Origin of the sequence: Polaribacter sp. Asnod1-A03, from assembly GCF_045063585.1 — a bacterium.
GTDB lineage: Bacteria > Bacteroidota > Bacteroidia > Flavobacteriales > Flavobacteriaceae > Polaribacter.
In genome coordinates, this window is the sequence record NZ_JBEFOE010000009.1 from 3,123,045 (window position 1) to 3,139,504 (window position 16,460).

Annotated in this window: 13 protein-coding genes; 5 read left to right on the forward strand and 8 right to left on the reverse strand. The window is 30.0% G+C overall.

The genetic code is table 11. From position 1 onward, the window contains the following. Positions 1–207 carry a helix-turn-helix domain-containing protein gene (locus ACJJVY_RS13895; protein ID WP_405609942.1) on the forward strand — a complete coding sequence of 69 codons (207 nt, stop codon included), beginning with the start codon at positions 1–3 and terminating at the stop codon, positions 205–207. Between the two features lie 70 nt (positions 208–277). Here the strand turns inward: ACJJVY_RS13895 and ACJJVY_RS13900 are convergent, their stop codons facing one another. After that, positions 278–2,791: a prolyl oligopeptidase family serine peptidase gene (locus ACJJVY_RS13900; protein WP_405609945.1), complete on the reverse strand. Its 2,514-nt coding sequence runs from the start codon at positions 2,789–2,791 to the stop codon at positions 278–280. A 99-nt stretch (positions 2,792–2,890) separates the two neighbouring features. Beyond that, the gene (locus tag ACJJVY_RS13905; RefSeq protein ID WP_405609948.1) at positions 2,891–3,340 is read right to left on the reverse strand and encodes a nucleoside deaminase; all 450 of its coding nucleotides are present in this window, start codon (positions 3,338–3,340) and stop codon (positions 2,891–2,893) included. 57 nt (positions 3,341–3,397) lie between these two features. On the opposite strand from ACJJVY_RS13905, the gene dxs reads away from it, so the two are divergent. After that, complete coding sequence (gene dxs, locus ACJJVY_RS13910; RefSeq protein WP_405609951.1) at positions 3,398–5,167, forward strand: 1-deoxy-D-xylulose-5-phosphate synthase; 1,770 nt, start codon at positions 3,398–3,400, stop codon at positions 5,165–5,167. Between the two features lie 47 nt (positions 5,168–5,214). Here the strand turns inward: dxs and ACJJVY_RS13915 are convergent, their stop codons facing one another. Genes ACJJVY_RS13915 through ACJJVY_RS13925 form a run of 3 tightly spaced genes read right to left on the reverse strand, consistent with a single transcriptional unit; the run spans position 5,215 to position 10,504 of the window. Continuing rightward, complete coding sequence (locus tag ACJJVY_RS13915; protein ID WP_405609954.1) at positions 5,215–8,715, reverse strand: T9SS type A sorting domain-containing protein; 3,501 nt, start codon at positions 8,713–8,715, stop codon at positions 5,215–5,217. 22 nt (positions 8,716–8,737) lie between these two features. After that, positions 8,738–9,148, reverse strand: a complete 411-nt coding sequence (locus tag ACJJVY_RS13920; protein WP_405609957.1) for a hypothetical protein — start codon at positions 9,146–9,148, stop codon at positions 8,738–8,740. A gap of 18 nt (positions 9,149–9,166) precedes the next feature. Further along, a complete protein-coding gene (locus ACJJVY_RS13925; protein ID WP_405609960.1) occupies positions 9,167–10,504 on the reverse strand; it encodes a deoxyguanosinetriphosphate triphosphohydrolase in 1,338 nt (445 codons plus the stop codon). Between the two features lie 146 nt (positions 10,505–10,650). Here ACJJVY_RS13925 and ACJJVY_RS13930 point away from each other — a divergent pair, with 146 nt between their 5' ends. Next, entirely contained in the window at positions 10,651–11,082 is a 432-nt protein-coding gene (locus ACJJVY_RS13930; protein WP_405609963.1) for an META domain-containing protein, read from the forward strand. Between the two features lie 33 nt (positions 11,083–11,115). Here ACJJVY_RS13930 and ACJJVY_RS13935 read toward each other — a convergent pair whose 3' ends face one another. Genes ACJJVY_RS13935 through ACJJVY_RS13945 form a run of 3 tightly spaced genes read right to left on the reverse strand, consistent with a single transcriptional unit; the run spans position 11,116 to position 14,739 of the window. Beyond that, positions 11,116–11,616 (reverse strand): TlpA family protein disulfide reductase, encoded by a 501-nt coding sequence (locus ACJJVY_RS13935; RefSeq protein WP_405609966.1) that lies wholly within the window; start codon positions 11,614–11,616, stop codon positions 11,116–11,118. A gap of 60 nt (positions 11,617–11,676) precedes the next feature. Beyond that, the gene (locus ACJJVY_RS13940; RefSeq protein ID WP_405609969.1) at positions 11,677–13,461 is read right to left on the reverse strand and encodes a ribonucleoside-diphosphate reductase subunit alpha; all 1,785 of its coding nucleotides are present in this window, start codon (positions 13,459–13,461) and stop codon (positions 11,677–11,679) included. 3 nt (positions 13,462–13,464) lie between these two features. Further along, the gene (locus tag ACJJVY_RS13945) at positions 13,465–14,739 is read right to left on the reverse strand and encodes a ribonucleotide-diphosphate reductase subunit beta (RefSeq protein WP_405609972.1); all 1,275 of its coding nucleotides are present in this window, start codon (positions 14,737–14,739) and stop codon (positions 13,465–13,467) included. Between the two features lie 392 nt (positions 14,740–15,131). On the opposite strand from ACJJVY_RS13945, the gene ACJJVY_RS13950 reads away from it, so the two are divergent. Both ACJJVY_RS13950 and ACJJVY_RS13955 read left to right on the forward strand, forming a co-directional pair. Continuing rightward, positions 15,132–15,323: a cold-shock protein gene (locus ACJJVY_RS13950; RefSeq protein ID WP_249980345.1), complete on the forward strand. Its 192-nt coding sequence runs from the start codon at positions 15,132–15,134 to the stop codon at positions 15,321–15,323. Positions 15,324–15,417: 94 nt separating this feature from the next. Then, positions 15,418–16,449: a COX15/CtaA family protein gene (locus ACJJVY_RS13955; RefSeq protein WP_405609976.1), complete on the forward strand. Its 1,032-nt coding sequence runs from the start codon at positions 15,418–15,420 to the stop codon at positions 16,447–16,449. Positions 16,450–16,460 lie beyond the last annotated feature (11 nt).

Consider the following 16,460-nt stretch of genomic DNA (forward strand, 5'->3'; position numbering starts at 1 on the left):
ATGCCAATCATTGTAAATCTTGATGTAATGCTCGCCAAACGAAAAATGCGAAGCAAAGAATTAGCAGAAATTATTGGCATTACCACTGCAAACTTATCCATCTTAAAATCTGGTAAAGCAAAAGCAGTACGTTTTTCTACATTAGAAGCTATTTGCAAAGCTTTAGATTGCCAACCTGCGGATATTTTAGAATATGTAGAAGATTAATTAAAAATTAAACATAAAAAAAACTCCGAATTTTCATTCGGAGTTTTTTTTATAAAACCTATAAACAGTTTTACCTATTCATTGGTTTGTCTAAATTCATATACATAAAATCTACATCTGTAGCCTCTTTACCTAACAAATATTTACTAAAATGATCTGCTCTTAACCAGAAAGAATATTCTGTCATATTACCAAAACCATGTCTTTGTCCTGGCATAATCATATATTTAAAACGTTTATTCGCTTTAATTAATTCGTTTGCCATTCTTATCGTTCCTGCAGGATTTACGTTATTATCCATATCTCCATGAATCAACATTAAATGTCCTTTTAAGTTTTTTGCTAAAGATTGATTTACATCAATTTTATATTGATAAGAACTTTTTCCTTTCTCATCAATTTCTTCTTTTACACCATGATGCGTTTCACTCCACCAAGAATTGTACACATTGTTATCATGATTTCCTGCAGATGAAACTGCGGCTTTAAAAAAATCTGGATATACTAACATTGCAGCTGTAGACATAAATCCACCTCCTGAATGACCGTAAATTCCCACTTTTTCAATGTCGATAAACTTATGTTTATTTGCCAATTGTTGTGCTACATATTTTTTATCAGCCAAACCATAATCACGTAAATTTCCGTAACCATAATTATGATACCATTTAGATCTGTCTGGATGTCCTCCTCTATTTCCTAACGTAATTACAATAAAACCAACTTGCGCCATTCTATCAACTCTATCCATTCTATAAGAAAAAGATTTGTTTACAGCTTCCGTTTGCGGACCAGGGTAAACATATTCTAACAACGGATAAACTTTGGTAGAATCCATATCAAAAGGTTTGTACATAACTCCGTAAATATCTGTAATTCCATCATCTGCTTTTACTTTAAAAGGTTCTGGAAATTTATATCCTGATGCAAATAATTGTGATAAATCTGCTGTTTCTAAATCCATAACTTTACGTCCGTTAGCATCTCTAACTTCCGATTTTGGAACTGTATTTACTTTAGAAAAGTTACTTACAAAATACTGATTAGAATCTGCCATACTTGTGCTTGCAGTATAATCTCCAGGATTTAACGTTTTTAATCCTGTACCATTTAAATTAATTTTATAAGTATGTGCATAATAAGGATCTTGCTCTTTATTAACTCCGTTTGCAGAAAAATACAAAGTTCTTGTACTTTCATTTAAACCTTCAAAATTAGCCACATGATAATCGCCTTCTGTAACTTGATTTTTTAAGTTTCCTTCTGTATCATATAAATAAAAATGTGCCCAACCATCGCGTTCTGCCCAGTGCAACATTTCTTTTTCATTGTTTAATAAAATTAACGGACGAGATTCTATGTAGGTATTAAAACGCTCTTCAATTAAGGTTTTATATTCTCCTGTATTAATATCAGCAACATTAATATCATACTTTTTACGATCTCTAGAAATTACACTAAAATATACTTTCCCTTTTTTAGATAAAAGTAAAGAAGGTCTAAAATCATCATCTCTTTCAGACTGTTTTCTTGGCGCTCTAAAAACAGAAATACTTTGTTGTTTAATAGTATCTAAAGGAACTTTTACATGTGTTTTTGTAGGAATATCAAAAATTAATAATTCTGATTTATAATATTCTTGTTCACCTGGCATATGGTATTTATAAGTTTCTAAGGTTGGTCTTTTTTTACCAGTAGAATTAATTACCCACAAATCTTTAATATGTCTAGAGTCTGATTTTTGAAAAACAAACTTTTTAGAATCATGAGACCACATTCCTCCAACTCCGTTTCTTTTGTCTTTATTCTTTTTTGCATCTTCATTATCTTGTCCTCTTCCACCTCTACCATAACCGTAGTTCTTTTCACCATCTTTGGTCCATTGGTTTTCTACAACTGTACTATCTTTTTCGTCTTTAATAAACTTTTTAAAGTTTACTTTATCCATCCAATACAAATTGTAATTCTTAGAATACAAAACTATAGAACTGTCTGGTGCAATGTTTGCCCAACGTTTCCAAGATTCTTTTTCTTTCTTTTTATTATCAATAATTGTTAAACCATTACCACCTAATTTATATTCTAAATGGTAAACTTTCTTTTCCATCTTAGGCTTTTTAGGCTTTGCTTTTTTACCTTTCTTGGTTGATATAGAATCTTTTTTAACGTCTTTCTTTTTATCATCTACAGCTTCAACTTCTTCTGTTGCTGTTACGTAAAAACGGATAGCGTTTTCTGCTTCGTTAAATTTAAAACTGAAACGAGGTAAATGTTTTGCATCGTAAGGATCTTTAGTGATTTCTGTTAACCACTTTGCCATTTTTACATTATCAAACAAAGGTTTTTTTGTCTTTTTATCAATATCAACTAAATAATAATTAGAACCTTCGGATGTTTTATAAGAATACCAAAAACGATTTCCTTTTTTTAACCAATGCGGACTCACATCTGTTGAATGCACCATTTTTGCTAAGTTCTTTGGCGAGTATTTAGCTGCTGCTCTGTAATTGGGTGTTGGAGTTTCTTGTGCAGAAATTGCTAAAACAGCAAAAACAGCATAAAAAAGAAGTAGTACTTTTTTCATCTAGTAGAATAATTTGAATTAATTAACGTAAAGTTCTCTAAAACAAACTATCTCACAAATTTTTAAGATTTTTTTATAAAATATTTAACAAATCATCAATTAATTTAAATTTCGTTTTTCAATAAAAAATCGCTTTAAAAGTAAGGCACATTCGCTTTCTAAAACACCAGAAACCACTTTAGTTTTTGGATGTATCTTAGTTTTTAAATTTACAAAACCTCTTTCTGGTTCTGTTGCACCATACACAATTTTACCAATTTGCGCCCAATAACTTGCACCAGCACACATTTGGCAAGGCTCTAAAGTAACGTACAGAACACAATCTTTTAAATATTTTCCTCCTAAAAAATCTGCTGCAGCTGTAAACGCTTGCATTTCTGCATGTGCAGTAACATCATTTAAAGTTTCTGTTAAATTGTGTGCTCTTGCTATAATTTGATCTTTAAAAACAATAACTGCACCTACTGGAACCTCTCCTTTACTAAAAGCAAATTCTGCTTCTTGTAGAGCTTTTTTCATAAAATGATTATCGTCGAAAGGTTGTATCATTTTTTAGGAATATAAAAATCAATATTACAAAAAGTTAAATTGTATTTTTGTCGTTGAATGAAAAATTTGTTAGAAAACATATCAAATCCAGCAGATTTAAGAAAATTAAATCCAGCTCAATTACCTCAACTTGCAAAAGAGTTGAGAGCGTTTATTATAGACATTGTCTCAACAAAAGAAGGTCATTTAGGTGCAAGTTTAGGAGTTGTAGAATTAACAATTGCCTTGCATTATTTGTTTGATACACCTAATGATCTATTAGTTTGGGATGTTGGGCATCAAGCTTACGGACATAAGATTTTAACAGGTAGAAAAAACGTTTTTCATACCAACAGACAGTTTGGTGGAATTGCTGGTTTTCCTACAAGAAATGAAAGTAAATTTGACGCATTTGGTGTTGGGCATTCTTCTACTTCTATTTCTGCTGCTTTAGGAATGGCAATTGCATCAAACTTAAAAGGAGAAACCCAAAAACATCATATAGCAGTTATTGGAGATTCTTCTATTGCAAGCGGAATGGCTTTTGAAGCTTTAAATCACGCAGGTGTTTCTAAAGCTAATTTACTAATTATTTTAAACGACAACGCCATTGGTATTGATCCTGCTGTTGGTGCTTTAAAAGAGTATTTAACAAAGGTAAAAACGGATAAAAGATTAGCTGCACAAAATAACATTATAAAAGCTTTAAATTTTGATTATTCTGGCCCGATTGACGGACATGATTTGCCAAAAATCTTATCGGAATTAGAGCGATTAAAAACTGTAAAAGGCCCTAAATTTTTGCATGTTATCACGACTAAAGGTAAAGGCTTGCAATTGGCAGAAGAAGATCAAGTAACTTATCATGCACCAGGTAAATTTGATAAAATTTCTGGAAAGCGTTTAAAGAAAGAGGCTAGTTTGTTTACAAAATATCAAGATGTCTTTGGAAAAACAATTGTAGAGTTAGCCGATAAAAACGATAAAATTGTAGCAATTACACCTGCAATGTTAACAGGTAGTTCTTTAAAATTAATGTTAGAAAAACACCCTAAAAGAACTTTTGATGTTGGTATTGCAGAACAACATGCAGTTACCTTAGCTGCAGGTATAGCAACACAAGGCTTAATGCCTTTTTGCAATATTTATTCTACCTTTTTACAACGTGCGTACGACCAAGTTATACATGATGTTGCCTTACAAAACTTACCTGTTATTTTTTGCTTAGACAGAGCTGGTTTGGTTGGTGAAGATGGCGCAACACACCATGGGGTTTTTGATTTGGCTTATTTACGTTTAATTCCGAATTTGATTGTTTTTGCTCCAAGAAATGAAATCGAATTGCGCAATATTTTATATACGGCTCAATTAGGATTAGAAAGTCCGATTGCCATTCGCTACCCAAGAGGTTTAGGTAATATTGTTGATTGGCAAAAGCCTTTTCGGAGAATTGAGATTGGTACAGGTGTTTGTTTAAAAGAAGGAAATAAAACAGCTATTTTATCCATCGGAACGGTTGCTAAAAACGTTTCTGAAGCATTACAATTGATGGAGAATGCAGAAAATTTCTCTCATTATGATTTACGTTTTGTAAAACCTTTGGATGATAATTTATTACACACCATTTTTACCAAATATCAAACTATAATTACTATTGAAGATGGAACCATAAAAGGCGGATTCGGTTCTGCTATTTTAGAATTTGCATCTCAAAACAATTATAAACAAAAAGTAAAAACCTTAGGTATTCCTGATAACTTTATTGAACACGGAAGTGTTACTAAGTTGCAACTTAAACTTGGTTTAGATGTGAATAATTTATCAAATACTTTTAAATTATTATCATAAAAAAAGACGCTAAATAGCGTCTTTTTTTATGATATAAAGCATTATAATTACTCTATTATTATTTTTGTAGATGATTTTTTATTATTCTCATCTATAACATCTACAAGATAAACTCCGGTATTTAAATTAACCGAAACTTTCTGTTTTTCGTTTAAAGTAAAATCTACTTCACTTGCAAATACCTTTTTACCTGTAAGACTGTAAATACTTACATTACTTTTACCTAATGAATTTTTAGCATACAAAGTAAAATCTCCATTAGAAATAGTAGGAAAAACTGTAAACGCTCTACTACCTGCAATAACCTCATCTATAGAAGCTGTAGCAGTTTCATTAATAGATTTAATAGCCCAACCATATGAACTTGTACCTGGGTCTGAAACTAAACTAAATCTAAATACAACAGTATCTCCAATATTAAATCCTTTATCTGTTAAAACAATGCTTTGCTCTTTAAATAAAGCATCATTAACAGAAGCACTTGTTCCTTTATTATATTCTGTTAACCATTCATCAAATCTTCTTGCATCATATTTGTCTAAGGTTGTCCATGTATTAAAATCTGAAGAAGCTTCTATAATAACATAATCATAAAAAGAATTTAAATCTGTTAAATCATCTGTATAAGGCTCTACAATTGCTGCATCTTCATAAGTAAATGTTTTATTAGATTCTGATATTATTAATGGCTTTTTTAAAGCTACAGAATATGTTTCTGCATTATTATATGGATGATCTGAGTTATTTAATGCTGTGCCTATAATACTACCATCTAAATTATCAATTATAAACTCAGAATTGTATGTAAAAACATCTGATTCTTCAAATTGTGTAATTTGTATTGATGTACTTGCGTCATCAAAATCTATCACAAAAAACTCTTCATTTTTAATCGGAGTTTCTACGTTATTCGTATCATCAAATGCTTGTATCCCTATTTCATGATATCCTTCTATAACGTCTGCTGTTTCATAAGTATATATTACTCCTTTATTAAAATCTTCAGTAATTTCTGCTTGTTCTACATCATCAATAAATAGTTTAACTCTAGTTATTTCATCTGAAGGAACCGTATAACTAACAACAGCACTTGTACTTTCTATACCTTTTTGTTGAGCAGAAGCTTCTGCAAAACCTAAGTACTCTGGCAATTCATAATCATTCAATTCAGAAATAGTTGCAGACCAAATACCTCTACCGTAAGTTGCAATTACCACTTGATCATTAACAATTTTCATATCGTAAACAGCAACTGCTGGTAAATCTGTAAGCATAGTCCAATTTGCACCACCATTTTCTGTTTGAAAAAGGCCAATATCTGTACCTGCCCAAATAATATCACTATCAAAAGGCATCTCTAAAACACTATGTACTGCTACATCAGGAAAACCAGTATCAATACTGTTTTCAAAACCTGTTATGTCTGACCAAGAAGCTCCTAAATCTTCTGTCTTTAAAATTTTTGGTCTTCCCTGAGAAGAAAAAATCGCGTAAGCTCTATCTTTTTCTGTATAAGATGTTGCAATACCAGAAATATATAGATTATGAGTGTTATTTGGATTATCATAAACACCTGTATTTGTAAAAGTTTGTCCGTTATCTTCAGAAACATGTAATACATAAGAACCACTTTCTGTCATAGCTGCTCCTGCCCAAACAATGTTAGGATTTGCAGAAGAAACTTTTACATTTAAAGAACTAGACACACCTGGTGTAAAATTAGCTGTTATTGATGTTAAGCTCCAATTTGCAGCAAAATCTGTAGAACGCCATACACCACTACTTGTAATTGAAAAAACAACATCCGGATTGTTATCTGCATTAGATAATTTAGAATAAAATGGAGAAACTGAATCATCATTAGACTCTGTAAAAGTACCATAATACGGACCTGCATTATTAACATATCTTACCACATAATTATATTGAGATACTGCAAGATAATCTCCAGGTCTATCATAATGCCAAATTGGTTCAAAACCATCACCACCCCAAATACTAGAGTAATTTTTTGATGTAGAAGCATTAGATCCTGTAGAAATCCACGTTCCGTTATCTTGTGCACCTGCTAAATAATTATCTTCTCCATTTTGTTTTGCTGCTGCATAAAACTGTGTACTATTTTTACCAACCGCGTTACCAGAAAAATCACCTTCTACTACCCCTGGATCTTGGCTCATAGTTGTACTATAAACACCACCGTCATTAGCAAGTAATATTTTAAACTCATTAGATTCTCCTAACACAGTAAAAATACCATGTTGATCTACGTGTACATCTGAGTTAATTTGACTAGAATCATAACCAGAAGCAATTGATGTAGAAGTAAAGGTGTTTAAAGCAACAGTTACTTTAAATACAGCAACACCACCAACATAAAAAACATTAGGATTATAAGGGTGTGCCATAATAACATTATCATACCAACCTTGTCCTGTTAATAAGTTTGCATTACTATCTGTTGTTGTTAAAATTGTAAAAGTTGCTCCCTTATCTCTAGATACATAAAAATCTGTATTTGTACCCACTGTTGCGCCAGAACCACTATAAACACTTAAAAAAATAGTATTAGGATCTGCAGGAGATATAGATGTTTCAAATCTACTGTGGTTACTATTATATATAAGATTACCATCTACGTCTGTAGCGTCTTTATCAAAAACAACAGACCAAGTGATACCTGCATCAGTACTTTTTACTAGTCCTAACCCATTTACAGAACCATATTGAATATTAAAATCAGAAGGATCTTCATCTAAATCTTGTACTCTATTAGATGTTGTATATGTTTTACTCCAAACAACACCACCGTCTGTTGTTCTGTAAATACCAGAATCTGTGGCAATAATTACATTGTTATCATCTGTTGGGTTTATAATAATTCTACCAACATCTCCTAAAGAAGCTGTTGCTGATAAATGCTGCCATGTAGAACCTCCATCAATTGATTTAAAAACACCGGAACCACCAATAGCACCTAAATTACCAAAAGGCTCTCCTGTACCAGCATAAATAATATTCGAATTCGTTTCACTAATTACAACTGTAGAAGTTGCTAAATTAGGTATTTTAAAATCTGTTAAAGCAGACCAAGTTGTGCCCGCATTTTCTGTAAGCCAAACACCTCCACCAACAGTACCAACAAACCACTTATCAGAATTATTAGGGTCTACTGCAATTCCTCTAGATCTTCCTGGTACATTATTTGGTCCTCTTTCTGTAAAGACTGTAGTTATAGATGTAGATACACTTTTTGCTGATGATTTTTGTTTTGCCTTATTAAACTCTTCTATAAGATATCCCTTTTGATAAGACGCTTTTTCTTCATCAATACCTTTTCTAATTTGTTCTTGGTAATCAGCAATATGCTCGATACCTTTTTTATGAACCTCGTTTTTAATTTTGTTTTTCTTATTTCTCTCTAACTTAGATGATTCATATGTAACTATTTTCTCTTCACTTTTATTAGTTTTTTTCTCTTGTTGACAACCAACAATAAATAAAAACAAAGTTAAGAGTGTTATAATCGAAAAGTATTTTTTTTTCATTTTTAAAGGTTTAAGCTTTTAATTATTTAATTTTTATGATAATATATTGATTTTGTTTATTCTTAGCTTTACTATCATCCAAAATTTCATCATTTTCTTTTTGAATAATTCCTATATGAGGTGTCGCTTTTAAAGTAGTATTGTCTAACCACTCTAACTTAGTACCAACAAAAACACCTTTTTTAAGCTCTTCTTTTGTTTTTGCGTCAATTACTTGATAATTAAAAGTTATTACAGGACTTTTATTAACCGTATATCTTAAAATTAATATTTTAGATTTCTCTTCATTAGAGATCTCAACCTCCTTTTCGTTGTTTTCTAAAATTATTTTCTCATTATTCTTTTTGCCCTGGTTGTGCACATCATTTGTTTTACAAGAGAAAATAAAAATAGAAAAAATAGCAATAAAAAATAATTCTGTTTTTTTAGACATAGCAATATTTAAGTTTATTTAAATAATATTTCCTGTTAATTTTTTATACATTCTAATAGCATAGCTATCTGACATTCTAGAAACATAACTACAGATTTGTAGTATTCTATCGTACAGGTTTTCTTTTTCTAATTGATATTCTTCTGGCAATAAGTTTAATACTAGGCTATCAAAATTAGATTGATTTCCGTTGAACTTATTATTTAAAGCGGTAACAAAAACATCTAACAAATCGGCAATTATCTTATAACCAGCAACTTCTTTTTCTACAACTTCTGTACTTTTATAGATTTTTGCCACACTTATTTTAATAATGTCGTTAATCTGTGCCTCGTACTTACATTTATCTAATAAAGATTTTTCGAAGCTACCATCTAAAATAGCTTCTTCATTTTCTAAAAAGATAGCTACCGCTTCATTAATTAACACACCAATTGCTAAAGCTCGTAAATAACTTACTCTATCTGTTTTGTGTTTTAATGAATGATATTTTTTAATATCAATGGTATCTTTTACCAATTTTATCATGTATTCTAAAGCAAATTCTTCTTCTATTAAACCAAGATTAATCCCGTCTTCAAAATCTATAATTGTATAGCAAATATCATCTGCAGCTTCAACCAAATATGCAAGCGGATGTCTATAAAATGAAATATCTTTTTCTGATTTTTGTTTCATCCCCAAATCTTCTACGACCTCTAAAAATGCTGTTTTTTCTGATTGAAAAAAGCCGTATTTTTTATCTACAATATGATTTGTTGGTTTTTTAGGCAAACTTTCTTTCGGGTATTTTAGAAATGCACCCAAAGTTGCATAGCTTAAACGTAATCCGCCAGAAATACCTTCTCTAGTTTCTGTTAATATTTTAAATCCGTTAGCATTTCCTTCAAAATCTATTAAATCTTGATATTCTTTTGCCGTTAAACCTTCTTTATACTTTGCACCTTTTCCTGTTTTAAAATACTCTCCAATTGCTTTTTCTCCAGAATGACCAAAAGGCGGATTTCCTATATCATGCATAACAGATGCCGTTGCTACAATAGAACCAAAATCATTAAAAGTATAACCTTGTTCTTTTAAATGAGGATGACGTTCTAACAAGACTTTACCTACTCTTCTACCCAAAGTTCTCCCAACCACAGAAACTTCTAAACTATGTGTTAACCGTGTGTGTATAAAATCGGTTTCTGATAAAGGAATTACTTGTGTTTTGTCTTGTAAACTTCTAAACGCAGATGAAAATATAATTCTATCAAAATCTACATCAAAACCCAAACGAGTTTCATCTTGTGTTGCTCTTGGTCGTTTTTGTGTATCGCCAAATCGTTTTAAAGAAAGGAGTTGTTCCCAGTTCATTTATATATTAATTATAAAATTGTTTTGTAAAAATACAAACTATTATTTTGGATAAAATATTAAGAGGAATTTAATAATTTTTTATTCATAGTCTTACTTAATCCTTTTATATTTATCATAAAAAATTAACAGAAAAATTATTAACTATGAAAACTAAAATTTTATTATTTGCACTATTTTCTATAATGATGATTAGCTGTAAATCAGTCAACAATAAAGATTTTAACATTTCGGTTACCGAAAAGTATTGGAAACTAAAAACTTTATCTGGCAAAGAGATTAAGATGGCTGAAAATCAAAAACGCGAAATATTTATCCTTTTAAAAAACGAAGATAATAGAATTACTGGTTTTGGAGGTTGTAATACAATTAATGGAGAATACACATTAAAAGAAGGAAACAAAATTGAATTTAAAAAAATGTTTTCTACAAAAATGTTTTGCCCTAATACTGATGAATCTGAGTTTTTAAAAGCCTTAAATTCTGTAGATAATTATACTATAAAAGATGATGTTTTATCTTTAAATGTTGGTAAAAGAGCACCTTTAGCTGTGTTTGAAGCTGTATATATGCAATAATTATAATAAAAATTAAACTGTCATTTAATATTTTTAAATCTTACTAAGATACTTAAGAACATATTTAAAGGAATGAAATTTCTCTTGAATCTTTCCTTTATCATTTACAACTATGTAGATTGGAAATAGTTTTATACCTAAATCCTCTTTAAGATTAAAATCTCCTTTAAATTGATTGTAGTTTTGCCAATTATAATTATGTTCTAATAAATATTCTATCCAATTATTAGTATTTCTGTCGATAGAAATCCCTATAACTTTAACATTTTCTTTGTCTAAAGAGGCTATACTTTTTTTAATTAAAAAATGATCCTTTACACAAGGAGGACATTCTAAATACCAAAAATCTAGAACATAAGTTACACCTTGTGTTAAAACAATTTTTTCTTTTATTTTAGAAGTTGTATTAAAATTATATTTCTGAAAATTAATTTTTTCCGCGGTAATTTTATGCTCTACTTTATTGACAGTCTTATTTTTATTACAATTTGTAATAAAAATAAACAGTAAGATTAAAAATAAACACTTTTTCATGATTCTAATATACAAAAAAGAGAAGCCTTTCGACTTCTCTTTTTTTATTTTCTCACTAGTTTATCCTTCACAAGAAGCACATTCTTTCTTTTGTTTAAATTTCTGTGCAGCATTCATACTGTGTTGGTAATACATAGATTTTACACCTAATTTCCATGCATTAATATAAATAGCGTTTACATCTTTAATTGGCATATCTGGGTGTACCATAACATTTATAGATTGCCCTTGATCTATATGATTTTGTCTATTTGCAGCCTGATAAACAATTACATTTTGATCGATTTCTGAATAGGTTCTAAAAACCTCTTTTTCTTCGTCTGTTAAAATGTCTAAATGTAAAACAGAACCATCATTATCTCTTATGCTTTTCCAAACTTCTGATGTATTTTGCCCTTTTTCTTCTAACAATTGTTCTAAAATTGGGTTTTTTATCGTTGTTTTTATTTTAGCAATATCTTTTACATAAATATTAGACCAAATTGGCTCGATACCTTGCGATACTTGTCCTAAAATAAATGCAGAAGAAGTTGTTGGTGCAATTGCGTTTAAAGTTGTATTACGTCTTCCGTAACCTTTTAAAACTGCTGGCTCTCCAAATAATTTAGCCATTTCTTCTGATGCTTTATAAGACTTTTCTTTTATCACCTTAAAAATCTCGCTATTTAACGCATAAGCTTCTGCACTGTCAAATGCTAGCATTTTAGATTGTAATAATGTATGCCAACCTAAAGCTCCTAATCCTAAAGCTCTATTATCTTTTGCAAAATTATAGGCTTTTTCCATAAAACGGAAAGTAAACTGATCGTCTCTATTTGGTGAATCTTTATACACATCTAACTTTGTGATAAACTCTTCCATTACCGCATCTAAGAAGTAAGTTAGTGTTTCTACTGCATCTGTATCTTTCCATTTATCAAAATGTAATAAATTCATAGAAGATAAACAGCAAACAAAAGACCAATCATCATTAGAGGGCAACATTATTTCTGTACATAAATTACTTGCATAAATTTCGTGGTTTTTGTCTTTGTAAACATCTACCGTTCCGTTATTTGCATTATCTCTAAAAAGTATATAAGGATATCCTATTTCTCCTCTTCTTTGTAATATTTTTGCCCAAAGACTTCTTTTTTCTACATCACCAGCAATCATTTCTTCCATCCATTGGTTACCAACAGTAACACCATGTGTAAGTTCTTGTATTGGGTTACCCTCTGTACCAATTTCTAAAAACTCTTTAATATCTGGATGATCTATTGGTAAATAAGGAGAAAAACGACCTCTTCTTACAGAACCTTGACTTACAACATCTACCATTTTTTCGAACAACTGCATAATATGCACAGAACCAGATGATGAACCATTATTTTTTACATCGGCTCCTCTTGCACGTAACTTACCAAAATAACCAGAAGTACCTCCACCTAATTTAGACATCATACCAACTTCTGATTGAGAGAACAAAATATCTCCCATATCATCTGCTATATGAGACCCAAAACAACTAATTGGTAAACCTCTTCTTTTACCAAAATTAGACCAAATTGGAGATGCTAAAGAATAGAATCCTTCTGCCATGTAGCCATAAAACTTATCAGAAAAACCTTTAATTTTTAAAATTCTTTCTGCATTGTCAGCTATTTCACGTATTCTTTCTTCTGGAGTTGTATCTCCTGTTAAATAACCAGATTGTAAAAATTTACGACTATTTTCTGTTAACCAATTAATTTCTGGCTCTTTTGTTTCTGCCTGCTTTTTTTTCCTAGCAATTTCTCTTGCTTGGATTAGTTGTTCTTCTTTGGTAAGTTGTTGTTCTGAGGTTTTTTGTTCTTTCTGGATCATAGTTTAAAATAAGTCGTCGCTGGTTATACTTTTGGTTCTTTTGCTGTAATTAACAGATCTTTTTACGAAGAAATCTCCGTGTTTGGTTCCGATAATTTCATCATCAAACCAATCTGTTTCTGCTAATAAGTTTTGATCTACATCAAATATTTTTGATATACCTATACTTTCTAAAGAGTTATTAAATCTATTTTTAATAAACTCTTTTATAATATTTTTTGGTAAGAAATCTAATTCTCCTTTTTCAAAAATCCAATCGATTATTTTACTTTCTGATTCAAAAGCCTCTTTACAAGTTTCTTGAATCATTAAATTATAATTATCATCAAACCAATCTGGATTTTCTTCTTTAATTATCTTAATAACATCAATACCAAAATCTCCATGAATTTGCTCTTCTTTAGAAGTAGCTTCTACTACATTAGAGATTCCTTTTAGTACATTTTTATGTTTATTGAAAGCCATTATAATTAAAAACTGAGAAAATAAAGAAACATGTTCTATAAACAGAGAAAACAAAATCATAGACTCTGCGTATTCTTTATTATCTTCACTTTTAGCGTTTACTAAAGCACCTTCTAAGTAATTAACACGTCTCATAATTATTGGGTTTTTCTTTAAGTTTTTAAACTCATTGTTTAACCCTAAAACTTCTAATAAGTGAGAGTATGCATCATGATGGCGTACTTCACTCTCGGAAAATGTTGCCCCTACAGAACCAATTTCTGGCTTTGGCATTCTCTTATAAATATCTCCCCAAAAAGTTTTTACAGCTACTTCTATTTGAGAAATAGCAAGCATTGTATTTTTTATAGCATTTTTTTCTGGCTCAGAAAGGTGTGCTTTAAAGTCCTGAATATCACTCGTATAATTAAATTCTGTATGAATCCAATAAGAATGTCTAATTGCATCTACATATTCATATAAAGCAGGATAATCGTAAGGCTTTAAGTTTAACCTTTTTTCGAAAATATTAGTTTTTCTATTTCTAGTTTGCTCATCTCTATATAGAATATAAGCCTTTGCTACATCATGAAAAGGACTATCCATTAACTTATACTCTACAATATCTTGCACCTGTTCTACCGTAGGTACATAATCTGGTTCATTTAATTTACGCTCTAACAATGTACCATTTACAATATTAGAAATTGCAATAGCATCTTGTCTTGTACCATTATTTACAGTATTCATGGCTTTTTCTATAGCGTTAACAATCTTCTCTAACTCAAAAGTGGTACTTTCAGAGTCTCTTTTTATAATATGCGTAATTTCCACAGTAGCGTAATGTTATTTAAATGTTAATTAAGGCGGTTTACAAAGGTTGCTTTTTTTACTAAAAAAAAAAAGCCATACTTATTCACAAAACCCTTGAAGTTTTTAACAAAACCACCTTTTTTACCGTTTTAACAACAAAAAAACAAAATCATCAAAATATTGGATATCAACACTTTAAAAACCAAAAAACGCTACAACCTTTAATATCATTGACATTCTTAAACCACACTTTATTTTTAAAAAAGTAATCGTTTTTAATGTACTTATTCACCAATTTAAACCTAACTAAAACCAAGGGTTTTAAATAAAAGCTATTAAAATAAAAGGTTTTGTAAAACCAAGTAATTATAATCTTATATTTGTGGTATTATTAACAATTATTATTTATCAAAGTGAAAAACGGAACAGTAAAATTTTTCAACGAATCTAAAGGATTTGGATTTGTTGTTGAAGACGATTCAAAAACAGAGTATTTTGTACATGTATCAGGTCTAATTGACGAAATTAGAGAAGGTGATGCAGTAGAATTTGACTTAAAAGAAGGAAGAAAAGGTTTAAATGCAGTAGACGTTAGAGTTATCTAATTATATTCCATAATTTTTTTTTACAAAACAAAAGATCGTCTAAAATATTTTAGACGATTTTTTTTTGCCGTATTTTTGTAAAAACATTTTTTTGATGAAAAGCAAGTTTCCTAAAATTGTACAATTTTCTATTGTATCTGTTTATTTAATTTTTTTAGCAGGTTCTGTTGTTAGAATGACCGGTTCTGGAATGGGTTGCCCCGATTGGCCAAAGTGTTTTGGATATTACATTCCGCCAACTTCTGAAGAGCAGATTACTTGGAAACCAAATACCGATTTTAAAAAAGGAATGATCATCATTAAAGATGAAGCTTTGTATGTTGCCGATAAAGATATACAAACGGCATCTGAATTTAAAATAGAAAACTGGCAAAAATACGTTAAACATGATTATGCTAAGTTCAACAAATATCATTCTTGGACAGAATACATCAACCGACTTTCTTCTGTTTTAGCTGGTTTTGTTTTTTTAGTATTAATTTATGCATCTACCAAGTTTTGGAAAGAAAACAAAACAATTCCGCTATTAGCTTTTGGCGCATTTTTTTTAATGATGGTAGAAGCTGTTTTAGGTAAAATGGTTGTAGACACTAATTTAAAACCTGGTATGATTACCATACACATGGTAATTGGCTTGATAATTATTGCGCTGTTATTACAACTAAAATTTATAGTTTCTGATAAAAAAACAAAACACAATTATAATTCGGTTTTTAATAAATTATTAATTTTTTCAGTTATTTTTTCTTTGATTCAAATTGCAATGGGAACGCAAGTAAGACAATTTATTGATGAACAAGTAAAAGAATTTGGTTTCGAAAATAAGAATTTTAGTTTAATGAACCCTAGTTTTAAATTCTATTTCCATCGATCTTTTACTATTGCCATTGTTTTAGTAAACTTTGGATTATTTTACATCAATCAAATTAAAAACTTGGGTTACAAATTAGTCAATTGGATTGTTTTCTTAATCTTTTTAGAAACCATTACAGGTATTTTAATGTATTACGCAGAATTTCCTTTAGGCACACAAGCAATACACTTATTATCTGGTGCCATTTTATTTGGATTGCAATTTTATTTATGGATACAGAGTAGAAAAACTGTTTCTATATCAAAAGAATAAATAAAAATCTT